This is a genomic window from Longimicrobium sp. (assembly GCF_048594345.1).
GTDB lineage: Bacteria > Gemmatimonadota > Gemmatimonadetes > Longimicrobiales > Longimicrobiaceae > Longimicrobium.
Map to the genome: position 1 here is coordinate 21395 of NZ_JBMDXM010000037.1, position 20661 is coordinate 42055.

Genomic DNA, 20661 nt, shown 5'->3' on the forward strand with positions numbered 1-20661 from the left:
TCACGCACCTTCCACGGGCAGAAGCACGGTCGCCAGGGTGCCTCGGGCGAGTGGTTCGACGTCGAGCGACGCGCGGTCACCGTAGAGGGTGGCCAGGCGCGCGCGCAGGTTGCCCAGCCCCGTGCCCTCGCGCGCGCCGCGGACGAAGCCGGCACCATCGTCCTGCACCTCCAGCCGCAGCACGCCGTCCATCCGCCGCGCGGCGATGCGGATGCGGCCGCCCTCCAGTCGCCCGCCAATGCCGTGCTTCAACGCGTTCTCCGCCAGCGGCTGCAGCGTCATCGGCGGAATGCTGACCGGGAGCGCGGCGGGGTCAATCTGCCACTCCACCGACAGCCGGTCGCCAAAGCGCTCCTGCTCGATGGCCAGGTAGGCGCGCAGGTAGTCCGCCTCGTCCTCCACGGTCGACATCGTGGACCGGGAGCGGTCGAGCGTGCGGCGCAGGATGGCGGCGAGATTTTCCGTGGTCGCCTCCGCCGCGCGCGCGTCGGTACGCACCAGGGAGGCGATGGTGTTGAGCGCGTTGAACAGAAAGTGCGGATTCATCTGCGCCTGCAGCGCCGCCAGCCGCGCGTCCGCAGCCTCCGCCTGCGCGCGCTCCGCCGCGGCCGCCTGCTCGCGCGCGTGCAGGTACAGAAAGCGCGTGCTGTCCGCCGTCAGCCGCACGGCGAAGATGATGACGGCCGCCATCGACACCAGGCCGCCCACCAGGTACCACTCGCGCCAGACCAGCGGAAAGATCATCGCCGCGCCGATGGTCGCCAGCACGGCGGCAACGAGCGCGAGCGTGGGCACCGCCAGCAGCATGTCGTTCATCCGCGTGGGAACGATGCGCCACTGCCAGCGCATGGACCAGCGGCCGTCCTGCGCCAGCGAGTACAGCGCGCCCGTCCAGCCCAGCAGCAGCCCGCTCAGCCCGCCGCAGAAGCCGCCCCACATGTACGGCCCCGTGAACGCCTCGCGCGGGCCGAAGGCGACGACCATCCACAGCATCATGCCGATAAAGTAGACGACGGCCACCACGCCCATGATGCGCGCGCGGCGGGGGACGCGCGCGAACGCGCCCCCCAGCACCCCCGGGATGGTCTCCGCGACCGCGCCGCTCACGGCAGGCGGCTCCGGGCCACGCTGCGCATGCCGAAGGCCGCGATCTCCGTCGCCACCAGCCATCGCGGCTCCGCCTCGCTGATCCACAGAACCTGCGCGAACGCGCCCGCCTTGACCTGCACCTTGAAGGCGCGCACCGGCCCCGTGCCGGTCTGCACCGTCTCCACCGCGCCCACTTCCACGCGGTACGGCGCCACCGCGCGAACATAGGTGGTGTAGACCGGGAGCGTCCAGACAGCCCCTTCGCGCAGCGGCAGCGCGGCGATCACCTGCGGCACGGCGGCGGACTCGTACACCGGGCCCTCGAACGGCGTGTCCAGCGCCGTCTCGCCGCCGAACGCGGGCGGCATCTTCATCGTCCCCGTTACCCGGCCGGCGCCGTACTGCAGCTGCACCTGGATGCGGTTGCCGCCCATCTCCTGCGTCACGTCCGACGTCAGCGGCGTCATTGCCGGCGCGGACATCTCCGCCCGGACGTCCATGGTGAACGCGGGCGTCCGCGACGTCTCGGTGAGCAGCAACCGGCCGCCCTGCGACTCCAGCGTCATCGTGTCGGTCCCCGTCGTGTCCGCGCCCACGACAATGCCGTAGACGATGCGGCCCAGCGCCAGCTTCGACGCATCCGGCACCGGCGCGGGGTCCGCGGCGGGGGCGGCGGGGCGCGAGCCGCGGACGGGCGGTGCGGCGGCAAGCAGCGTTTCCATCGGCAGCACGCGGCCGTTGTGAATGACGACGCGCACGTCGCGGGTCGCGCGCACGTCCGCCGCCGGGTTGCCGCCGACCACGATCACGTCCGCCGCCCGCCCCGCCGCCAGCACGCCCAGGTCGGCGCGCCCCAGGATGTCCGCCGCGCCGCCGGTGGCCGCGCGGATCGCCTGCAGCGGCGTCAGTCCGGCGCCCACGAGCAGCTCCAGCTCCTGGTGCAGCGCGCCGCCGGGTGTCACGTACGGGTTCGGCAGATCGGAGCCGACGCCCACGCGGCCGCCCAGCGCGGCGACTCGGCGGGTAAGGTGCGTGGCGAACTGCTCGTGCACGTCGAACACGTGCTTGAAGCTGGCCGGCGCCGCGTCGCCGCGGGCCCAGAAGGCGTGCACGTGGTCCGGCACCCGGTCCGCCAGCGGCACGCCCGCCAGCGACGGCCGCGTTTCCGCCGCGTACTGGTGTGCCACGATCAGCGTGGGGACGATGTACGCGTTCCGCCGCACCACCGCGCGCGCCAGGCTGTCCATCCGCACCGAGTCCAGCGGAAACGACTCCGGATCGCCGCCCATCCTGCGGTACGCCTGGGCAAAGCCGCCCGCGTGCTCAAAGCCCTGCACACCTGCCTCCAGCGCCTGCAGCGCGTCAACCTCGCTCGCCAGCAGGTCCGCCGTCACCGGCTTGCCCAGCCGCCGCGCCTCCGCAGACGCGGCCGTCACCTGCGCCAGCGACAGCCCGCTGTACAGCTTGACGAAGTCCACACCGTGGGCCGCGACGGTGTCCACCGCGCGCACCGCGGCGGGGACGTCGGCGGCCACCATGGCGCCGGGCCAGCTCTGGCGCCCGTCGATCAGCGGACCGGCGCGGAACAGCCGAGGCGCGGGCCCGGTGCCGGCGTCCAGGACCGCCAGGTTCTCGAACGTGTTGTGCAGGTCGCGCACGGTGGTCACGCCGGCGGGAAGGAACATCGACAGCATCCCCGCATCCCACACGTGCGCGTGCAGGTCGATCAGGCCCGGCAGGATGGTGCCGCCGGCCGCATCGATGACCTCCGCGCCCGCGGGAATCCGGCAGCTCGATGCGGCGCCCGCGCAGGTGATCCGCTCGGCCTGGATCACCACCACGCCGTTCTCCACCGGCGCGGCGCCGGTGCCGTCGATCAGCCGCCCGCGCAGCACCGTCGCGGGCTCCGCCGAGACCTCCGCCGTCCGCGCCGCCTGCGCCGCGCATCCCGCCAGCGCCACCAGGGTGAGCAGCATCGCGCTCTTCATCGTCCGTATCTCCCTCAAATCCGTGTGGATGACGTTTGTCGCTTACGGGAGGAAGGATGCGGGTCAAGAGGCGGCGGATGAACGGCGCGGCAGGCGAACGGCGGATCGGGGGATGCGAACGGAGGGATTCCGCCCCCGACCGGCGGCGGCTACGTTGCGGCGGATGCTGATGGTGATTCTGATTCGATAACGTGCCGCCCGGCCACGTGAACGAATGGTATCTTTTGAGAATCTGATATGAGCGGGCAGCGTGCCGTCCCGCCTGCAGGAGCGAATAAATTCGCCGCTACAACTGCACAAAGTCCACCTTCGTGGACTCGGCGGCCCGACTGTGTGCGGCGTCCCATGCACCGGTACGTCCGCTACCGGAAGATCGTGGGATCAGATCCGCGACCGGCCATAATTCCTCTACCCTCGCCGCCAAGCCATCCGATGAGACCGATCCTCGTCCTGCCGCTGATGCTGGCCGCCTGCGCCCCCGCCGCGCCGTCCACGGCCTCGCCCGCGCCAACGAGTCAGATGGCTGGATTAGAGGCGGAGGTGCGGCGGATCATCCGCGCGGCGGCGGGCGACACGGCGGAGGTGTCCGTGGCGTTCATGGACCTGCAGACGGGCGATTCGCTGCTGGTGGATGCGCACGTGCGGATGCACGCCGCCAGCACGATGAAGGTGCCGGTGATGATGGAACTCTTCCGCCGCGCGGGCGCCGGCGAGCTGTCGTTCGACGCGCCAATCCCGGTGCGCAACGAGTTCGTCAGCATCGCCGACGGCGGCCGCTACCAGCTGAGCCCCCGCGACGACAGCGACACCCGGCTGTACGGCGCCATCGGCGGCGAGGTGCCGATGCGCGAGCTGGTGGAGCGGATGATCACGCGCAGCAGCAACCTGGCCACCAACATACTGATCGCCGAAGCGCGCCCCGCCCGCATCGCCGAGACGATGGAGCGCATCGGCGCGCGCGACATGCACGTGCTGCGCGGTGTGGAGGACCAGGCGGCGTACGACGCGGGGATGAACAACACGACGACGGCGTACGCGCTGATGCGGGTGATGCGCGCCGTGCAGGACCCCGCCGTCGTCGGCGAGCCCGCCGCGCGGGAGATGCAGGCCATCCTGGAGCGGCAGGAGTTCACGGAGATGATCCCGGCGGGGCTGCCGGAGGGAACGCGCGTGGCGAACAAGACCGGCAGCATCACTCGCATCAACCACGACGCCGCCATCGTCTATCCGCCGGGCCGCGCCCCCTACGTGCTCGTCGTCTTCACCCGCGGCTTCGCCGACTCCGACGCCGCAGCGCGCGCAGGCGCCGACGTCTCTCGCGCGGTGTGGGCGCACGTGACGCGTTAGATTGTCTGCTGGAAGCGTTGAGCGTGGTGGAATAGCAGAATAGATTCTACCATGGAACCCGCCGCTGGAGAAACGATGGCACTGAACATCAAGAACCGTGAAGCCGGGCAGTTGGCGCGCGAGATCGCTGATTTGACCGGTGAGAGCCTTACAGACGTGGTCACCACCGCCCTTCGAGACCGGCTCAGCGTCATTCGCCGACAAACCGAGCGTATGGGACTGATGTCTGACATCCGCCAGATCCAGGCGTTCGTTGCATCGCTCCCAGACGTCGACCACCGGACGCCTGAAGAGATCATCGGCTACGATGAACTCGGCCTCCCGGGCTGAACGCCATGGTCATCGATGCGTCGGCGCTGATTGCGATACTGCTTGCCGAGCCGGAAGCTGCGCGCATGGCCAGCGCGATCGCGGCTGATCCCAATCGTCTCGTCGGGGCTGCCACACTCGTCGAGGCTGCCGCAGACATGCTTGGGTGAAAAGGTCCGCAAGGTGAGATCGCCTTGGATGCTTTGCTACATCGGCTCGATATTCGGATCGTTCCCTTCAGCGCTGACGCGGCAAATCATGCCCGCTCTGCTTATCGGCAGTATGGCAAAGGCGTGGGCTCGCCATCGGTGTTGAACTACGGCGACTGCTTGTCCTATGGGACTGCCATTGCGCTCGGCGAGCCGCTTCTCTTCAAAGGAGATGACTTTCCGCAGACCGACGTTTCCGCGGCTGCATACTGACGACGGAAGCGTTGGCAGGTAACCGTGAGGGCGGGCCGCTGGGTCCGCCCTTTCATTCAGGGTACTGGGCGCCAACCCGGCGATTACGCTCCCGCCTTAGCTGGCCTGAGCCTCCGCCTCGTGCAGCAGAGCGGACGCCGTCATCCCCACCGCCTCCGCAATCGCTCGCAGAACTCGCACAGTCGGTGATTTCAAGCCGCGCTCCAGCTGGCTGATGTACGTCGGGTGGAGCTTGCATCGAAACGCCAGCGCCTCCTGTGAGAGGCCGGCGCCCCGTCTCCGCTCCGCGATCACCCGTCCAAGCACAGCCTCAAAAGAATCCATAGCTCCCCCGATGAAGGATCAGGGGAGATTGGTCGGACTGGTACTTTTGTACTAGAGACTATAGTATCATACAAGTTGCTGAATCACCCGGGTGAGGGAGGACAGGCGGATGATCACGATGGCAGAGCAGCACCCCCAGACCTCGCCGATGCGGCTGATGGAGATGCTGTCGGATCGATTCGGTGCATTCGAAGCGATTGCAAATTCTACCATCAAGCTGGCCCGGTTTGTCTCTGAAGAAGAGCTTCCGAGGGACCCGCTCGTCGCCGAAGCCGTTCTTAAATTCGCGAATGATCTGCGCTCGGCAACCGCAGCTTCCGGAGATTGGGCGCGCGCGAAAGGACTCACACTCACAGCCAGTGCCGCGGACGAGTTCGGCTTGCCGTCATGATCCACATACAACGCGAGAGGGCGAGCCACGGCGGCCCGCCCTCTCGACATGCGATCAACCCGCTGGGTCGCAGTCAGCCCTTTGAAGATGACAGATCGCGGCCATAGCTGTGCTTGTCGCGAATCGTGCCGTTCGCGCGATGGATCACGAGTTCCGCACCCTGCTTGCGAGCAATCTCCCGGGCAGCGCTTATCGCCTCACGTTGCGTAGCGAAAATGCGCGTCGCCCTGCTGTTCCCCGCCCCACGAACAGCCCACCGGCCGTCCCGGGGAACGACATGCTGGTTCATAGATCACCTCACGCGAGAACCGGACATGATCAACATAATGGAGTCTCCGATGTCGGATCAACGCCGTCGGCGCCGCAGAGAGCCGCGGCATCATCGGTGCGAAAAAATTCGCATGTGGGGCTACCGGAGTGCGCGAAATGCACGTAGGTTGAACCCGCGCAACCACCTCCACGGCGACCCGGTTTGACACTACCGCTGCTGCTCGCGCTTCCCTGGCTGCTGCTGCCCGTGCTGGCCGCCGTGTTCGTGCGGCGGCGGCCGGCGCTGGAGGAGTGCAATGCGGCGGCGGACGGCGACGCGCCGCGGGTGTCGGTGATCGTCCCGGCGCGCAACGAGGCGCTGAACGTGGAGGCGTGCCTGCGGTCGCTGCGCGCCTCGTCGTATCCGCGGCTGGAGATCATCCTGGTGGACGACGGCTCCACGGACGGGACCGGCGACGTCGCGCGGCGGGCGGCGGAGGGGGATCCGCGGGTGCGCATCATCGAAAGCGATCCGCTGCCGGCGGGGTGGTTCGGCAAGGCGTGGGCGTGCGAGCAGGGCGTCCGCGCGGCGAACGGCGAGCTGCTGGCGTTCGCGGATGCCGACGTGATCGCCGCGCCGGAGCTGGTGGGGCGCAGCGTCGGCGTGATGCGGGCGCGCGGCGCGGCGCTGCTCTCCGCCATGCCGCACCAGGTGCTGGGCGGCTTTTGGGAGCGGGTGGTGATGGCGCAGGTGGGGATGCTGTTCCTGGCGCGCTACCCGGACCCGGAGCGCGTGAACCGCTCCCCCCGCACCCGCGACAAGATCGCGCTCGGCGGCTACATTCTGATCCGGCGCGACGCGTACGAAGCTGCCGGCGGGCACCGCGCGGTGCGGCACGAGGTGTCGGAAGACATGGCGCTGGCGCAACGCTTCCACGCGCTGGGGCATCGCACCCTGCTGGTGAGCGCCGACCGCTTTCTGCGCGTGCGGATGTACCGTTCGCTGGCGGAGATCGTGGAGGGGTGGAGCAAGAACCTGGCGCTCTCGTCCCGGCGCACGGCGGCGGGGGCGCTGGCGGGCGCGGTGCCCTGGCTGCTGCTGGCGGGCATCTTTTTCTTCTGGCTGCTGCCGCCGCTGGTCCTGCTGCGCGGCGCGCTGGGGATGGTGGGCTGGCCGTGGGTGCCCGCGGCGGCCGTGGCGCAGGCGGCGGCGACGGCGTTCTGGGCGGCCATGTACCGGCGCGACGGGCACAATCCGTTCTACGCGCTGCTCGTCCCGCTGGGCGCGCTGGTGATGTGCGGGATCGTGATGCGCAGCCTGGCACGCGGCGGGCGGGTGCGGTGGAAGGGGCGCGAATACGGCGCGATGGAGCCCACCGGGTGAGGAGAAGGGGACGATGAAGCTGAACGTGCTGGAGCGGATGATCCGCCTGCCGATTTCCATCGAGCAGGCGTGGGACTTCGTGAGCGATCCGCGCAACCTGGCGCGCATCACCCCGCCGGAGATGGGGTTCAAGATCACCTCGCCGCTGCCGGAGCGGATGTACGCGGGGATGATCATCACCTACAAGATCCGCCCGCTGTTCAAGATTTCCGTGGACTGGGTCACGGAGATCACGCACGTGGACGAGCCGCACATGTTCGTCGACGAGCAGCGCTTTGGGCCGTACCGCTTCTGGCACCACCAGCACCTGTTCCGCGAGATCCCCGGCGGCGTGGCCATGCGTGACATCGTGCACTGGGCGCTGCCCAAACGGGCGCGGGCCGTGTCGCCTTTTCTGGTCGCGCCGCGGCTGCAGGTGATCTTTGACCACCGCCGCCGCGTGCTCGAGGAAATGTTCGGCGTGTACAAAGAGCCGAACCTCATCCCCTGATCCTAACCGATGTCCACCGGAGAGCACCGCTTCTTCGACCTGCTGTACCATCCCCACGAGCTTCCCGCGCAGCCGCACCCCATGCTCACGCGCGGGGCGCTGGTGTGCGGCGTGCTGAGCCTGGGCCTGATCGCCGGCGACCTGGGGCTGCGCGCGTTCGGGCTGGGCTTTCTGGTGGCCATCGTCCCCGTTCCCGTCTACATCATCCTTGTCCTGTGGCTGGACCGCTTTGAGCCGGAGCCGCCCCTGACGCTGGTGCAGACGTTTGCGTGGGGCGCCAGCGTGGCGGTGTTCGTGGCGCTGATGGTCAACATGCTCAGCACCGACATCCTGGGCGCCTTGGCCGGGCCCCGGGCGGGCGAGCTGTTCGCCGGGCTGGTGACGGCGCCGGTGGTGGAGGAGCTGGCGAAAGGCTTTGCCCTCTTCGTCCTTTTCCGCGAGCTCAAGGACGAGTTCGACGGCGTGGTGGACGGCGTGGTGTACGCGGCCATGGTGGGCCTGGGCTTCGCCATGATCGAGAACGTGCAGTACTACGGCGAAGCGATCGCCGACGGGGGCGACAGCTCCACGGTGACGTTCTTCTTTCGCGGGATGATGTCGCCGTTCGCGCACCCGCTGTTCACCAGCATGTTCGGCATCGGGCTGGGGCTGGTGCGCGAGCGCCACGGCGAGGCGCGCAGCTGGGTGGCACCGTTCGTGGGGTTGACGGTGGCCATTGCGCTGCACTCGCTGTGGAACCTGGCGGCCACGTTCGAAGGGTGGTTCTTCGCGCTGTACCTGCTGGTGATGCTGCCGGCGTTCATCGGCGTGCTGGCGCTGATCTACTTCAGCCTGCGCCGCGAGAGCCGCGTGCTGCGCGAGCACCTGTCGCCGCTGGTGGGCGACGGCGTGCTGTCGCACAGCGAGCTGGAGTGCCTGTGCGAGGTGCGGAGGCGAATGCGCGCCAGCGCGCAAGCGTGGAAGCGCGGCGGCGTAGCGCGGTGGCGCGCGCGGCGGGAGCTGCACCGCGTGGCCAGCGAGCTGGCGTTCCACCGCTGGCGCGTGCTGCGCGGCCTGAGCCACGGCCCCGAGGCGGACGCCCAGCGCGAGGCGGAGTACGTGCGTCGGCTTTGCGAGCTGTACGAGCACGGACGGGTGGGGTGAACGGGTGAACGGGTGATGGGCATCGAACTGGCGTCCGACAGCGCCCCCTTACTCGCTTAGGCTCGCACCTCCCCCAAAAACCCCTGGGGGAGGTGGACTTCGGTCCCGCTTCGGAGAGGTGCGACGCACCTCCCTCCCCCGCGCAGTTTGCGGGGGAGGGCTGGGGAGGGGGGCGGGCCCTCCATCCCGCGCGACCCCATCCGCAGCTTACCGCCGCTTGCCTCACACCCAACCTCCCCCGGCAGTTTCGGCGGAGGTGGGCCGGTGGTGCCGGCCCGGAGGGGGCCTGCTCGGGCCCATCCGGAGCGCACCGTCGCCTGCCCCACACCCAACCTCCCCCAGTCTTTTTTGGGGGAGGTGGGCGAGTGGTGCGAGCCCGGAGGGGGCGCTGGGGGGCCAGTCGGAGCGCTCGTCCCGTTCTTCTGGCCTAACTCCATCCGCCGCGCTACCTTCGCCCGCTGACGGCCGCGTCGCCGTCCCCCGTCCGCCGCAATCCGGGAAGTGAAGTGCCGATGTTCCGTACCCACGCCGCAGGTCTGCTGCTGCTTGCGCTGAGCGCCGCGTGCTCGCCCGGCCGCCAGCCCGTCGCGTCCGCCCCCGCGCCCGCGCAGCGGACCGGGGAAGCGCCAACCGCGCCCGTGCTGGAGACGGTGACGCCCGTGGACGAGGGGCTGGTGCTGCGCGGCGCGCCCGCACCCGTGGGCGCGGACCTGCTGGGAGACAAGCAGTACGACCTGCCGGTGGTGCCCAACGAGTGGGTGCGCACGGAGCTGGAGTTCCTGGTGGGTCAGCGGCACGCGGTGGTGGGCGGATGGCTGCGCGCGGCGGACCGCTACGACGAGTGGGTGCGCGACGTCTTTGCCTCGTACGGCATCCCCCGCGACCTGCACCACCTGGGGATGATCGAAAGCGGCTACCGCGCCACGGTGCGCAGCCACGCGGGCGCCGTGGGGATGTGGCAGTTCATGCCGGCGACGGGGCGGCAGATGGGGCTGCGCATCGACACGCTGGTGGACGAGCGGATGGACCCCATCCGCGCCACGCACGCCGCCGCGCGCCACCTGCGCTACCTGCACCGCCAGATGCGCGGCGACTGGGCGCTTGCGGCGGCCGCGTACAACGCCGGCGAGGGGCGCATCAACCGGGCGATGGGGCGGTACGGCGCCACGGACTTCTGGGACGTGGCGGCGCGGGGCAACCTGGCGCAGGAGACGCGGCGCTACGTGCCGCGGCTGTACGCGGTCACCATCATCGCCAAGGACCCGGTGCGATTCGGCTATCCGGCGCCGGAGCCGGCGGGACGGCGGTTCGCGTTCGACAGCATGCGGGTGGACCTGGCCACGCCGCTTTCGGTGCTGGCGCAGATGGGCAACCTGCCGGTGAACGAGTTGCTGGACCTGAACCCGCACCTGTTCCGGCAGATTGCGCCGCGCAACTACCAGGTGTGGGTGCCGCTGGGGCAGGGCGCGCCGCTGCAGCAGGCGTTCGCCACCTCGGAGTTCCGGCAGCGCGGGGGATTCGGCGTGTACCGCGTGCGCGAAGGCGAGTCGCTGTCGCGCCTGGCGGAGCTTTCCGGCGTTCCGGCGGACCGCATCCGCGCCATGAACCTGTCCACCAACCTTGACAACCTGCGCGCCGGCGACCGCCTGCGCCTGTACGCCGACGCCGTCCGCGTGCTCGACGCGCGCCCTTCCCCGCGCGTCGCCAGTTCCTCCCGCCGCGGCCCCCGTGTGCTGGGTGATCCCACGCCCGGCAGCGAAGCCGAATCCGCCTCGTCGACGGAGGCGCGCCGGAACGAGTCGTCGTCGTCGCGGCGGAGCGAGAGCGCGTCATCCAGCGAGCGGCGCAACGGGTCGAGTGCGTCTGAGCGGAGCAGCGGCTCGTCGTCGTCCCGGTCGAGCGAGGCGTCGTCCAGCGAGCGCCGCAGCGGCGAATCCGCCTCCTCGTCCGAGCGGCGCAGCGGGTCGAGCGCGTCGTCGAGCACCAGCGGATCGTCGGAGCGGCGGAGCGGGACGACGGCGGCGAGCACGCGTCGCGACACGGCGTCGGCTTCCACGCGGCGCAGCGGATCGAGCACGTCGGAGCGGAGCGGGACGTCGGAAGGCAGCACGTCGGAGCGGCGGAGCGGATCGGCATCGTCGTCCTCATCGCGCACGTCTTCGGCGGCGCGGGAGGAGAGCGGGGCGAGCCGGGCGACGGAGCGCGCGTCTTCATCGTCCTCCACCTCCGCTTCGTCGGCGCGGCGGAGTGGGACGGCGAGCGGCGGGGCGGCGGGGCGCACGCACACGGTGGAGGACGGCGAGACGCTGTGGGGGATCGCGCGGCGCTTCGACGTGACGGTGGTCGCCGTGCGCGAGGCCAACGGGCTGGATGAGGACGACACCATCCAGCCCGGCCAGGCGCTGCGTATCCCCCGCGCCTCGTCCGCATCATCCACCGCGTCGGCATCGGCCACCACGCGGGAATCCGGTAATCGTGCATCGTCGGGATCAACCGCATCGTCCAGCACCGCGCGGGAGTCGGGCAGCCGCGCATCGACGGGATCGACCGCATCATCCAGCACCGCGCGGGAGTCGGGCAGCCGTGCATCGTCCGGATCGACCGGCGAGCGGCGAGCATCGACCGAAACGGCGTCCGGACAGCGGCGCGGCAGCACGGCGTCGGAGTCGCGGCCGGCGCTGTCGACCGTCAACCGCATGCCCGCACGCCGCGAGCACACGGTGGCGGACGGCGAGACGCTGTGGGGGATCGCGCGGCGCTACGAGACGACGGTCGAGAACCTGCGCCGCGCCAACGACCTGGCCGAGGACGCCCAGATCCGCCCCGGGCAAAAGCTGCGCATCCCGAACTGACGCTTCGCCGATCCTGATGTGCGAACGACCCTTCCCCGGTCACCGGGGAGGGTCGTTCTCGTTATCCGGGGAAAAATGCTGATTTCCCGGAACGGTGCCGCCAGACTCACCTGAGGTCAGGCGTCATCTTGAGGGAGCGCACACCCGCAACTATCGTTACCACCAAAGCTTGCGCGCGACCGAAGGATCTTTGTCGGGTCGCGCAAAGCCCAGCCCTCAGGAGCCGTTCACGTCCCTTCGTCGGGCAGACGAGATCCTTCGGTCGGCGCCCTGGCTTCCGGGTTACGGCCAGCCGCAGTGCAGCGCCTCTCTCAGGAAATCACACTGTTTTCGGATTCGGGGATTACCCGGAGAGCCCCCGGTATCGGCGGCGGTGGTAGACGAGCGGCGCATCCTCCTCACCCGCGACGGCGCGCTCCACGCGGCCGACGACGATGCGGTGGTCGCCGCCGGGATACGCCTCCCACAGCGTGCAGATCAGCGCGGCAACCGAGCCGTGGAGCACCGGGTCGCCCTCCGCGAACAAATCATCGGCGGCGGGAAGCTTGTCCGCGAAGCTGGCGGCCAGGCGCTTCTGGGCTTCGCCGAGCAGGCTGACGGTGAAGCGGCGCTCGGCCAGCATCGAGGGGAGGATGTGCCCGTTCTCGTCGATGCACACCAGCACCAGCGGCGGATACATCGACACCGAGGCAAAGGCGCTCACCGTCATCGCCACCACCTCGTCATCCTCGCGCACGGCGACCACCGCCACACCGCTGGCCCATCCCGACAGCGCCTCGCGGAACGCGTCCCGCAGCGCCGCGTCGTCGTCGTCCGGACCGTGGGCGTGGGTGTGGATGGTAGGCTGGATGGGACGCGGGCTCATCGGGAGCGGCGCGGGGCGCGGGTCACACCGGCGCTTCCGCCGCCTCTTCGCCGCCCGCGGCCGGCTGCTCCTCGGACGCGTCTTCCACCTCGTTCTCCGAAAAGCCGACCACGGTACCGTCGTCGAACTGCACCATGAAGCCGTCGCGCCCCTCCTGGTTGTTGTCGGCGCCCCAGTGGCCGATCACCTCCCCCACCCTGCCGACGAACGGCTCCGACTGGTCGTAGAACGACCGCACCACGCGCACCCTGTGCATCAGGCAATCTCCCGGTTACGTCCCCGTCCACCCGTTTCCGCGTCGCCACGGATGCATGGAGTGCGCCGGTCCTGATCAGCGTCCACGGGGAGAGGTGGCGTGACCGAATGATGGGAGCGATCCGGCAGCTCTTCGAAGTGTCACCCGCTCCGACGGGCCCTCTCCCCCGACGGACCTTTTGCTCGTTCCTCGCAACGGCCGTCGACCCCTCCCCCAACTTCGGGGGAGGGGTGGTCTGGTGCGATTCGAAGCAGGTCGAAGCGGGATCGAAGTTCTCCCCTCTCCGTGAGGAACGAACGGGGAGGGGCCGGGGGAGGGGCACCCCGCCGGACGCAGTTCGATGCCAGCCGAAACGCCCCAAACGCAAACCGCCCTCCCGGCTTCGCGGAGAGGGCGGCGTTCCTCGGCCAGGGCCGAAAGCGATCAGACGCCGGTGTTGCGCTGCGCCTGCTGCGCGGCCGCCTTGCGCAGGTTGGCTTCCTGCAGCGCCTCTTCGGCGCGGGCGGCGTCCTGCTCCGCCACGCCTTCAGCCTGCTCCAGCCGCCCTTCCGTCTTCAGCTCCCGGTCGCCCAGCAGGTCGCCCAGTCCTTCCTTGAGCTTGCCGCCCAGGTGGGTGGCCTTGCCGGTCAGGTCATCCGCCATTGCTGCCTCCTTGGTTGCGTACAGGTTGCCCGCGTTAGGGCAGTGCTGACACGGTGGCAAACAATATGCCCTGCAACAGATTGCGTCTTATCGACACGGACCCGGACCCGCAGAGAGGGGTGGATGGTGAAGGAGCGGCGGCCGCGGCCGTGGCAGGTGATGCGCGAAGAGCAAAAGGGTGAGTTCGACATCTTCACCGTACGTTCCATGCACGCCCGCTCGCCCGAGGACGGCTCGGTGCACGAGTTCAACGTGGCGTGCGCGCCGGACGGCGTGGCCGTGATCGCCGTTACCCCTGGCGACCAGCTGGTGATGGTGGAGCAGTGGCGCCATCCGCTGCAGCGCGTGACCCTGGAGCTTCCCGCGGGCACGATGGATGAAGGAGAACGGCCGGAAGACGCGGGCACCCCGGAGCTGCGCGAGGAAACGGGGTACGAGGGAAGCGAGCCGGAGTGGATCGGCGCCGCCGCGCTCAACCCGTCGTGGCAGAACACGCGCGTGCACGCCGTGGTCGTGCGCGGCGTGAGGCGTGCAGGGGAAAAGGAGCTGGACGAGGGCGAGGAGACCGGCGTGCGCTGCGTGCCCGTCGCGGACGTCAAGCGGATGGTGGCTGGGGGAGAGATCGACTCGGCCACCACCGTGGCCGCGCTGGCCGCCTTTTTCTGGCGGCGCGAGGCGGAGCTGGACGGATGAGGGGAGCGGTGGCGGCGCCGGAATTCCTTGCCAAGGGCGCCGCCATGCGCTTATTTGTGCTGAATTGCCCCGGAAGTGCGTGCAAGCGAGCCGATGTTCGTGTTCATCTCCCACCTGACCGTACCCCAGGCCGACGGGCCGGAGCTGGAGCGCCACTTTCGCGAACGCTCGCGGCTGGTGGACGGCTTTCCCGGCTTTCTGTACCTGCAGCTGCTGCGGCCGCAGGCGGGTGCCGCCACGCACACCTTTCTGACCGCGTGGGAGAGCCGCGAGGCCTTTCGGGAGTACATGGGAAGCCAGGAACACGCAACCTCGCACGGCCGCGAGCCGGGCGAGATCATGGCCCGAACGGCCGTGCGCCACGAGGCGTTCGAGGTGCTGATGGACTCGCGCGCGGCGCCCGAATGGCGGGGTTGAGCCCGGGCGCGCGCGCCGCCGTGGCGCTGCTGGAGCAAAAGGAAGCCATCGCCCGCTCCGTCACCGGGCTGCTGTACGCCGAGATGCCCTGGCTGGTGGACAAGTACGGCGAGCGCGGCCGCCTGAAGTGCCTTCAGGACATGCGGTACAACCTGGAGTACCTGGCGCCCGCGGTGGAGATGGACGATCCGGCCCTCTTCGTCCGCTACGCCCGCTGGGTGGACGGCGTGCTGCGCGCCCGCAACGTGCCCACCGGCGAGCTGGCCCGCTCCTTCGAGCTGAGGGCCAGCGACGCCGCGGCGCGGATGCGGGCGGACGAGGCGGCGATCGTCGCCGCCTGCCTGGAGGCAGGCGTGGTCGCGCTGCGCGAGTCGGCGGGCGGATGACGGCGGGCGAGGCGCACGACCTGTACCTGGCGGCCATCCGCGCCGGCAACCGACGCCAGGCGCTGGGCGTGGTGGACCTGGCCCTGGCCGGCGGCATGGACGCGCGCACGCTGTACCTGCAGGTGTTTCAGCCGGCCATGCACGAGATTGGCCGGCTGTGGCAGGAGAACCTGATCACGGTGGCGGACGAGCACCTGGCCACGGCCGTCACCCAGCTGGCCATGTCGCGGCTGTACGAGCAGCTGTTCGGCGACCGCGCGGACGCCGGCCCCCTCCTCGTCGCCGCCTGCGCGCAGGACGAGCGGCACGAGCTGGGGCTGCGGATGATCTGCGACCTGCTGGAGCTGGACGGCTGGGACACCGTGTTCCTGGGCGCCAGCGTGCCCGTGGAAGACCTGGTGCGGATGGTGGTGGAGCGCCGGCCCGAGGTGGTGGCGCTTTCCGCCTCCATCACCCCGCACCTGGCGCGGGTGCGCGAGGCGGTGCAGGCGATTCGCGAGGCCATGCCCGAGGGCGCGCCCGTGATCGCCATCGGCGGGCGGGCGTTCGCCGGCGACGAGGCGCTGGCGGAGCGGATGGGCGCGGACCTCACCGCGAAGGACGCGGTCGAGGTGGCGGAGCGACTGAAGGAAAGGTTCGCGGCATGAAGGACGTGGCGGCCCTGGGGATACACCCGCTGCTGCGCGGCTTTCCCGGCTTTGTGCTGGAGCTGGCGCGCGACGGCACCGTCCTGGAGTCCAACGGGCGCCTGGAGCGCGCGCTGGAGCGCCAGGTGGTGGGCGCTCCGTTCGCCCGCGTGCTGGACGAGGCGTCGTCGCGCAAGCTGGACACCATCCTGAGCCGCGCCCCCTTCTTTCCCGGCGTGGACCCGGACGAGGGCGGCTGCGGCGGCGCGTGGGAGCTCATGCTGGAGGGGCGCGACACCCTGCATCCGCACTCCTTCTACCCCGTCTGCGACGACGAGGGGGCGCGCATGTGGCTGGTGGAGGCGCCGCGCGACCCCCGCTTTGACCAGATGCTGGAGGAGCTGGCCAGCGCCAACACCGAGCAGGCCAACACGCAGCGGCAGCTGGCCAAGGAAAAGGCGCGGCTGGCGCGGGCGCTGGACGAGCTGGAGCGCGAGTTTCGCGAGAACGAGCGCCTGTCGCGCCAGCTGCAGGGGCAGAACGAGGAGGTGCAGGCGCAGAACGAGGAGCTCCTGGCCATGACGGAGGAGCTGCACGCCGGCCAGGACCACCTGCTCACCGCCAACCAGCAGCTGGAGCGCCGCACCCGCGAGCTGCAGATTGCCCTGGGCGCGCGCAACCGCTTCTACGCGTCCATGAGCCACGAGCTGCGCACGCCGATCAACGCGGTGATGGGCTACAACGACCTGCTGCTGGCGGAGGTGTACGGCTCGCTGAACGAGCAGCAGGAGCTGGCCATCGAGCGCTCGCAGCGGGCCGCGCGCCACCTGCGCGAGCTGGTGAACGACGTGCTCGACATCTCGCGCCTGGAAACCGGCCGCCCCGAGGTGCAGACGGAGGAGGTGCGCGGGACGGAGCTGGTGGAGGAGCTGTTCGAGAACCTGCGCCCCTTGGCCGAGGGAACGCGCACGGAGCTGCGCCTCATCCGCCACGGCGACATCCCCGTCATTCGCACGGACGCACGGCGGCTGCGGCAGATCCTGATTAACCTGATCTCCAACGCCATCAAGTTCGGCGCGGGGTCGCCCGTGTGGGTGCACCTGTCCGACGGGCGCGCCGGAGGGATGGTGATCGAGGTCACCGACGGCGGCCCCGGCATTCCCGAAGAAGACCAGGCGCGCATCTGGGATGAGTTCGTGCAGCTGGGCCACGGCGACAACCTGGCCACCGGGCGCGAGGGCACCGGCCTGGGACTGCCCATCTCCCGGCGCCTGGCGGCGGTCCTGGGTGGCTCGCTGGACATGAGCTCCGCCGTGGGTGTGGGGACCACGTTCCGGCTCACGCTGCCGGCGCGTCCGCCGGCGTCGATGGGGGAGTAGAGGGTACGAAGGTACGAAGGTACGGGAGTACGGGAGTACGGGAGTACGGAAGGATGACGGGGAGGGTGGGGGGCGGTCTTCCTGGTTTCCTCCGCGGACACAACCAAGCCCGCGTGGCGGGCATCCAACGCAGACCAGCGGCCGGGCGTCTCCACGGGACCCGGCCGTTTCTCCCGAATACACACAGCACCGGGCACCGCATGTCGCAGCAGACCGAAGAGGGGCCGCAGCACCCGCCGCGCGCGGGCGACCGCCGCGGCAACGACCGCAGGCGGGTGGAGCGCCGCGCGCCGGTGCCGCCCTGGCGCAGGCCGTGGGCGCTGGTAGCCTACGGCGTGGTGGGCACGCTGGCGCTGGTGCTGCTGCTGAACGGCCTGGGCGGCGACGACGACCCCGCGCCCCGCGACGAAACGCTGGTGGAGCGCCCGGCCGAGGGGACCACGCAGGTGGATCCCACCGATCCGCGGGTGGCCGCGGCCGGGCCGGAGGACGCGTACGGCACCGCCGGCTTCGAGCGGCTGGTGGTGGAGGGCGAGGCGGCCGTGGGCAAGACGGTGCGCACCGAGCTGTTCTGCGCCACCCCGCAGAACTTCACCATCGTGTCCGGCCACCGGGCGCCGGCCTCGGTGACGACGCTCATCCAGGGCGGCCAGGTTCCCGCCGCGGTGTGCAAGTGGGGCCCCAGCGGCGAGCCGCGCCGCGAAGACCTGCTGCTGCTGGTGCCCCCCGCGCAGGCCGACGAGTTCGCCGCCGCGCCGGTGGTGAACGACAACTTCGTGGAGCGGCGCCGCGTGGTGGCCGAGGTGGAGTGGGTGGGCCGCTCCGAGACGCTGGCCCTGCGCACCGGCGCCGTGTTCCTCCGCATGATCCAGCGTTGACGTCCCTTCGCTCCCGACACCATCGCATGAAGCACCGGATGATCGTGGCCGCCGCACTTCCGGCGGCCCTCGCCGCCGTTCACCCCGCGGCCGCGCAGGACGACGCGCTGCTGGAGCGGGCGCGCCGCATCCACGCCAGCGCGCCCCTCATCGACGGGCACAACGACCTGCCGTGGGAGATCCGCGAAAAGGCGCAGGGCAACCTGTCCGTCATGGACCCCAACGGGGCGCTGCCGCAGCAGCACACCGACGTGCCGCGCCTCAGGGCGGGCGGAGTGGGCGGCGTGTTCTGGGCGGCGTACGTCCCCGTCGACCGCATCGGCAACGGGGCGGCGGCGTTCGCGCTGGCGCAGATCGGGCTGATCAAGCGGATGACGGACGCGTCGCCCGAGCTGGAGTTCGCGCGCACCGCCGACGACATCGTCCGCATCCACCGCTCCGGCAAGGTGGCCTCGCTCATCGGCATCGAGGGCGGGCACGCCATGGAGAACTCGCTGGACGTGCTGCGCCAGTTTCACGAGCTGGGCGTGCGCTACATGACGCTCACCCACGCCAACACCCTGGATTGGGTGGACGCGGCCACCGACAGCGCACGCCACGGCGGGCTGACGAAGTTCGGCGAAGAGGTGGTGCGGGAGATGAACCGGCTGGGGATGCTGGTGGACCTGTCGCACGTTTCCGCCGAGTCGATGAAGGACGCCATCAACGCCTCGGCGGCGCCCGTCATCTTTTCCCACTCGTCCGCGCGCGCGCTGGCGGACCATCCGCGCAACGTCCCCGACGACGTGCTGGCCATGCTGCGGGACAACGGCGGCGTGGTGATGATCAACTTCTACTCCGGCTTCGTGGAGCCCGCGGCCGCGCGGCAGATGCGGGGGATGTTCGACGTGCAGCGCCGCTTCCGCGAGCAGCACCCGGACGATCCGCAGGCCGCCCAGCGCGCCTACGACGAGTGGCGCAGCGCCAACCCCGTCCCGCGCGGCACCACGGCCACGCTGGCGGACCACATCGACCACGTGGTGAAGGTCGCGGGGATCGACCACGTGGGGCTGGGCTCCGACTACGACGGCGTGACGTCGCTTCCGGTGGGGATGGAGGACGTGTCGCGCTACCCCAACCTTACGGCGGAGCTGCTGCGCCGCGGCTACAGCGACGACGACGTACGCAAGGTGCTGGGCGGCAACCTGATCCGCGCCATGCGCCAGGCCGAGCAGGTGGCCGAGCGTCTGCGGCGGGAGCGCGGACCCTCGCAGGCCGTCATCGACGTGATGGACGGCTGGCTGGTGCGCCCGGGCCGGTAACGCACGGCGGATTTCACGCGGAGGCGCGGAGAAAAAGGCGAGGCGCGGAGGAGTATCTCCGCGCCTCGTCTTTTCGTCGCCCAGGCGGCGAGAATGGAGCCACGATGCGTTGCGTTTATTTCGATTATCAGCTACTTTTCGAGAGACGTAACCGAGTGCCGAAGCAAACCACCAGTGAGGAAGCCATGGCCGCCGCGACGGAAACCCTGATGACGCCGGTACGGCCCGATGAACAGGACGTGCGCCTGGCGCGGCGAAGCGCATCGCAGCTCCGGCGCTTCAAGAACGGCCGCCGCGTCTTCAAGCTGACGGTGGGGGCGGGGGAAGTGGAAGAAGAGCTGAAGATCCCGGCGATCGCGTATCACATGCTGGAGATGATCCTTAGCGAACTGGCGCAGGGGCATGCCGTCGCCCTGTCGCCGGTCGATCGTGAGATCACGACGCAGCAGGCCGCGGATCTCCTCAACGTGTCGCGTCCGCACCTGATCAAGCTGCTGGAGTCGGGTCGCATCCCGTTCAGGAAGATCGGCTCGCACCGGCGCGTACGGGTTGCCGACGTGCTGGAATACAAGGCGCGGATGGACGCAGAAGCCGAGCGCGCGTTCGCCGAGCTCGTGGAGCAGGCGCAGGAACTGGGGATGGGCTACGAGTGACGGTCTCCGCACCGATCATCGCCGTCTACGACGCCAACGTTCTCTACCCCGCCTCGCTCCGCGACTTTCTGGTCCGGATCGCCAGGTCAGGGCTGGTGGGTGCGCGATGGTCGGACCGGATTCATGATGAATGGATCCGCAACCTGCTGGTGAATCGCCCCGATCTGACCGCGGAGCAACTGGAGCGAACCCGGCGTTTGATGGATGCGGCCGTTCCCAGCGCGGTCGTGGAAGGGTTCGAGCGGCACGTCGCCAGTCTCGATCTGCCCGATCCCGATGACCGGCACGTGCTCGCCGCGGCAATCGAGGCAAAGGCGCACGTGATCGTCACCTTCAACATAAAGGACTTTCCGCCCCGAGCCGTCGCCCGGCACGGGATCCAGATCCGCGATCCCGATGCGTTCGTCGTGGAACTGCTGGCGCGCGATTCGGAGGCACTTTACGCGGCCGTGCGCGCGCACCGGTCGGCGCTGCGCAAGCCGCCCCTGACGGTGGACGAATACCTCGAACAGCTCGACCGGACCGGGTTGAAGAAGACGGTGGCGCATCTTCGGCAGGCCGGCGTGGCCCTGTAGCC

At 70.1% G+C, this 20661-nt stretch carries 25 protein-coding genes; 18 read left to right on the forward strand and 7 right to left on the reverse strand.

What is annotated here, in order from left to right; translation table 11 throughout:
• Complete coding sequence (locus ACOJUJ_RS04125; protein WP_420125581.1) at nt 1-1107, reverse strand: sensor histidine kinase; 1107 nt, start codon at nt 1105-1107, stop codon at nt 1-3.
• On the reverse strand, nt 1104-3077 hold the full coding sequence (locus tag ACOJUJ_RS04130) for an amidohydrolase family protein (protein ID WP_420125582.1): 1974 nt from the start codon (nt 3075-3077) through the stop codon (nt 1104-1106). The genes ACOJUJ_RS04125 and ACOJUJ_RS04130 overlap by 4 nt, the downstream gene beginning before the upstream one ends.
• Nucleotides 3078-3509: 432 nt before the next feature.
• On the opposite strand from ACOJUJ_RS04130, the gene ACOJUJ_RS04135 reads away from it, so the two are divergent.
• From ACOJUJ_RS04135 to ACOJUJ_RS04150, 4 genes are all read left to right on the forward strand, one after another.
• Nucleotides 3510-4424, forward strand: a complete 915-nt coding sequence (locus ACOJUJ_RS04135; RefSeq protein ID WP_420125583.1) for a serine hydrolase — start codon at nt 3510-3512, stop codon at nt 4422-4424.
• Between the two features lie 75 nt (nt 4425-4499).
• The gene (locus ACOJUJ_RS04140) at nt 4500-4754 is read left to right on the forward strand and encodes a type II toxin-antitoxin system VapB family antitoxin (protein ID WP_420125584.1); all 255 of its coding nucleotides are present in this window, start codon (nt 4500-4502) and stop codon (nt 4752-4754) included.
• 5 nt (nt 4755-4759) lie between these two features.
• The gene (locus ACOJUJ_RS04145; RefSeq protein ID WP_420125585.1) at nt 4760-4903 is read left to right on the forward strand and encodes a type II toxin-antitoxin system VapC family toxin; all 144 of its coding nucleotides are present in this window, start codon (nt 4760-4762) and stop codon (nt 4901-4903) included.
• Nucleotides 4904-4927: 24 nt separating this feature from the next.
• Complete coding sequence (locus tag ACOJUJ_RS04150; protein ID WP_420125586.1) at nt 4928-5155, forward strand: PIN domain-containing protein; 228 nt, start codon at nt 4928-4930, stop codon at nt 5153-5155.
• Nucleotides 5156-5251: 96 nt separating this feature from the next.
• On the opposite strand, the gene ACOJUJ_RS04155 is transcribed toward ACOJUJ_RS04150, so the two are convergent.
• On the reverse strand, nt 5252-5479 hold the full coding sequence (locus tag ACOJUJ_RS04155) for a helix-turn-helix domain-containing protein (protein WP_420125587.1): 228 nt from the start codon (nt 5477-5479) through the stop codon (nt 5252-5254).
• A 109-nt stretch (nt 5480-5588) separates the two neighbouring features.
• Here ACOJUJ_RS04155 and ACOJUJ_RS04160 point away from each other — a divergent pair, with 109 nt between their 5' ends.
• On the forward strand, nt 5589-5870 hold the full coding sequence (locus ACOJUJ_RS04160; protein WP_420125588.1) for a hypothetical protein: 282 nt from the start codon (nt 5589-5591) through the stop codon (nt 5868-5870).
• A gap of 73 nt (nt 5871-5943) precedes the next feature.
• Here the strand turns inward: ACOJUJ_RS04160 and ACOJUJ_RS04165 are convergent, their stop codons facing one another.
• Nucleotides 5944-6159: a DUF2188 domain-containing protein gene (locus tag ACOJUJ_RS04165; RefSeq protein WP_420125589.1), complete on the reverse strand. Its 216-nt coding sequence runs from the start codon at nt 6157-6159 to the stop codon at nt 5944-5946.
• 183 nt (nt 6160-6342) lie between these two features.
• On the opposite strand from ACOJUJ_RS04165, the gene ACOJUJ_RS04170 reads away from it, so the two are divergent.
• The 4 genes from ACOJUJ_RS04170 (at nt 6343) to ACOJUJ_RS04185 (ending at nt 11988) form a co-directional block, all read left to right on the forward strand.
• Complete coding sequence (locus tag ACOJUJ_RS04170; RefSeq protein ID WP_420125590.1) at nt 6343-7503, forward strand: glycosyltransferase; 1161 nt, start codon at nt 6343-6345, stop codon at nt 7501-7503.
• Nucleotides 7504-7516: 13 nt separating this feature from the next.
• Nucleotides 7517-7993 carry an SRPBCC family protein gene (locus ACOJUJ_RS04175; RefSeq protein WP_420125591.1) on the forward strand — a complete coding sequence of 159 codons (477 nt, stop codon included), beginning with the start codon at nt 7517-7519 and terminating at the stop codon, nt 7991-7993.
• A 9-nt stretch (nt 7994-8002) separates the two neighbouring features.
• Nucleotides 8003-9136, forward strand: coding sequence for a PrsW family glutamic-type intramembrane protease (locus tag ACOJUJ_RS04180; RefSeq protein ID WP_420125592.1), 1134 nt, complete (start codon nt 8003-8005; stop codon nt 9134-9136).
• Nucleotides 9137-9648: 512 nt separating this feature from the next.
• Nucleotides 9649-11988 carry a LysM peptidoglycan-binding domain-containing protein gene (locus tag ACOJUJ_RS04185; protein ID WP_420125593.1) on the forward strand — a complete coding sequence of 780 codons (2340 nt, stop codon included), beginning with the start codon at nt 9649-9651 and terminating at the stop codon, nt 11986-11988.
• 343 nt (nt 11989-12331) lie between these two features.
• Here ACOJUJ_RS04185 and ACOJUJ_RS04190 read toward each other — a convergent pair whose 3' ends face one another.
• The 3 genes from ACOJUJ_RS04190 to ACOJUJ_RS04200 all read right to left on the reverse strand — a co-directional run bounded on the left by ACOJUJ_RS04190 (nt 12332) and on the right by ACOJUJ_RS04200 (nt 13751).
• The gene (locus ACOJUJ_RS04190) at nt 12332-12853 is read right to left on the reverse strand and encodes a flavin reductase family protein (RefSeq protein ID WP_420125594.1); all 522 of its coding nucleotides are present in this window, start codon (nt 12851-12853) and stop codon (nt 12332-12334) included.
• A gap of 22 nt (nt 12854-12875) precedes the next feature.
• Nucleotides 12876-13109: a hypothetical protein gene (locus ACOJUJ_RS04195; protein WP_420125595.1), complete on the reverse strand. Its 234-nt coding sequence runs from the start codon at nt 13107-13109 to the stop codon at nt 12876-12878.
• Between the two features lie 423 nt (nt 13110-13532).
• Nucleotides 13533-13751, reverse strand: coding sequence for a CsbD family protein (locus ACOJUJ_RS04200; protein WP_420125596.1), 219 nt, complete (start codon nt 13749-13751; stop codon nt 13533-13535).
• Nucleotides 13752-13874: 123 nt separating this feature from the next.
• Here ACOJUJ_RS04200 and ACOJUJ_RS04205 point away from each other — a divergent pair, with 123 nt between their 5' ends.
• From ACOJUJ_RS04205 to ACOJUJ_RS04245, 9 genes are all read left to right on the forward strand, one after another.
• Nucleotides 13875-14444 (forward strand): NUDIX hydrolase, encoded by a 570-nt coding sequence (locus ACOJUJ_RS04205; protein ID WP_420125597.1) that lies wholly within the window; start codon nt 13875-13877, stop codon nt 14442-14444.
• A gap of 99 nt (nt 14445-14543) precedes the next feature.
• Entirely contained in the window at nt 14544-14861 is a 318-nt protein-coding gene (locus tag ACOJUJ_RS04210) for an antibiotic biosynthesis monooxygenase family protein (protein WP_420125598.1), read from the forward strand.
• A complete protein-coding gene (locus tag ACOJUJ_RS04215) occupies nt 14849-15247 on the forward strand; it encodes a hypothetical protein (protein ID WP_420125599.1) in 399 nt (132 codons plus the stop codon). The genes ACOJUJ_RS04210 and ACOJUJ_RS04215 overlap by 13 nt, the downstream gene beginning before the upstream one ends.
• Nucleotides 15244-15894, forward strand: coding sequence for a cobalamin B12-binding domain-containing protein (locus ACOJUJ_RS04220; RefSeq protein WP_420125600.1), 651 nt, complete (start codon nt 15244-15246; stop codon nt 15892-15894). Before ACOJUJ_RS04215 ends, ACOJUJ_RS04220 begins: the two co-directional genes overlap by 4 nt.
• On the forward strand, nt 15891-17252 hold the full coding sequence (locus ACOJUJ_RS04225) for a sensor histidine kinase (protein WP_420125601.1): 1362 nt from the start codon (nt 15891-15893) through the stop codon (nt 17250-17252). Before ACOJUJ_RS04220 ends, ACOJUJ_RS04225 begins: the two co-directional genes overlap by 4 nt.
• A gap of 200 nt (nt 17253-17452) precedes the next feature.
• Entirely contained in the window at nt 17453-18130 is a 678-nt protein-coding gene (locus ACOJUJ_RS04230; RefSeq protein WP_420125602.1) for a hypothetical protein, read from the forward strand.
• 26 nt (nt 18131-18156) lie between these two features.
• On the forward strand, nt 18157-19431 hold the full coding sequence (locus ACOJUJ_RS04235; RefSeq protein WP_420125603.1) for a dipeptidase: 1275 nt from the start codon (nt 18157-18159) through the stop codon (nt 19429-19431).
• Nucleotides 19432-19616: 185 nt separating this feature from the next.
• On the forward strand, nt 19617-20084 hold the full coding sequence (locus ACOJUJ_RS04240) for a helix-turn-helix domain-containing protein (RefSeq protein WP_420125604.1): 468 nt from the start codon (nt 19617-19619) through the stop codon (nt 20082-20084).
• A complete protein-coding gene (locus tag ACOJUJ_RS04245; RefSeq protein WP_420125605.1) occupies nt 20081-20659 on the forward strand; it encodes a PIN domain-containing protein in 579 nt (192 codons plus the stop codon). Before ACOJUJ_RS04240 ends, ACOJUJ_RS04245 begins: the two co-directional genes overlap by 4 nt.
• Nucleotides 20660-20661 lie beyond the last annotated feature (2 nt).

Excerpts from the sequence above, each read along its gene's own strand:
- ACOJUJ_RS04130 (WP_420125582.1), bottom strand. The coding sequence starts at position 3,077 with ATGAAGAGCGCGATGCTGCTCACCCTGGTGGCGCTGGCGGGATGCGCG.
- ACOJUJ_RS04135 (WP_420125583.1), top strand. The coding sequence starts at position 3,510 with ATGAGACCGATCCTCGTCCTGCCGCTGATGCTGGCCGCCTGCGCCCCC.
- ACOJUJ_RS04140 (WP_420125584.1), top strand. The coding sequence starts at position 4,500 with ATGGCACTGAACATCAAGAACCGTGAAGCCGGGCAGTTGGCGCGCGAG.
- ACOJUJ_RS04145 (WP_420125585.1), top strand. The coding sequence starts at position 4,760 with ATGGTCATCGATGCGTCGGCGCTGATTGCGATACTGCTTGCCGAGCCG.
- ACOJUJ_RS04155 (WP_420125587.1), bottom strand. The coding sequence starts at position 5,479 with ATGGATTCTTTTGAGGCTGTGCTTGGACGGGTGATCGCGGAGCGGAGA.
- ACOJUJ_RS04160 (WP_420125588.1), top strand. The coding sequence starts at position 5,589 with ATGATCACGATGGCAGAGCAGCACCCCCAGACCTCGCCGATGCGGCTG.
- ACOJUJ_RS04165 (WP_420125589.1), bottom strand. The coding sequence starts at position 6,159 with ATGAACCAGCATGTCGTTCCCCGGGACGGCCGGTGGGCTGTTCGTGGG.
- ACOJUJ_RS04175 (WP_420125591.1), top strand. The coding sequence starts at position 7,517 with ATGAAGCTGAACGTGCTGGAGCGGATGATCCGCCTGCCGATTTCCATC.
- ACOJUJ_RS04180 (WP_420125592.1), top strand. The coding sequence starts at position 8,003 with ATGTCCACCGGAGAGCACCGCTTCTTCGACCTGCTGTACCATCCCCAC.
- ACOJUJ_RS04185 (WP_420125593.1), top strand. The coding sequence starts at position 9,649 with ATGTTCCGTACCCACGCCGCAGGTCTGCTGCTGCTTGCGCTGAGCGCC.
- ACOJUJ_RS04190 (WP_420125594.1), bottom strand. The coding sequence starts at position 12,853 with ATGAGCCCGCGTCCCATCCAGCCTACCATCCACACCCACGCCCACGGT.
- ACOJUJ_RS04195 (WP_420125595.1), bottom strand. The coding sequence starts at position 13,109 with ATGCACAGGGTGCGCGTGGTGCGGTCGTTCTACGACCAGTCGGAGCCG.
- ACOJUJ_RS04200 (WP_420125596.1), bottom strand. The coding sequence starts at position 13,751 with ATGGCGGATGACCTGACCGGCAAGGCCACCCACCTGGGCGGCAAGCTC.
- ACOJUJ_RS04205 (WP_420125597.1), top strand. The coding sequence starts at position 13,875 with ATGGTGAAGGAGCGGCGGCCGCGGCCGTGGCAGGTGATGCGCGAAGAG.
- ACOJUJ_RS04215 (WP_420125599.1), top strand. The coding sequence starts at position 14,849 with ATGGCGGGGTTGAGCCCGGGCGCGCGCGCCGCCGTGGCGCTGCTGGAG.
- ACOJUJ_RS04220 (WP_420125600.1), top strand. The coding sequence starts at position 15,244 with ATGACGGCGGGCGAGGCGCACGACCTGTACCTGGCGGCCATCCGCGCC.
- ACOJUJ_RS04225 (WP_420125601.1), top strand. The coding sequence starts at position 15,891 with ATGAAGGACGTGGCGGCCCTGGGGATACACCCGCTGCTGCGCGGCTTT.
- ACOJUJ_RS04230 (WP_420125602.1), top strand. The coding sequence starts at position 17,453 with ATGTCGCAGCAGACCGAAGAGGGGCCGCAGCACCCGCCGCGCGCGGGC.
- ACOJUJ_RS04235 (WP_420125603.1), top strand. The coding sequence starts at position 18,157 with ATGAAGCACCGGATGATCGTGGCCGCCGCACTTCCGGCGGCCCTCGCC.
- ACOJUJ_RS04240 (WP_420125604.1), top strand. The coding sequence starts at position 19,617 with ATGGCCGCCGCGACGGAAACCCTGATGACGCCGGTACGGCCCGATGAA.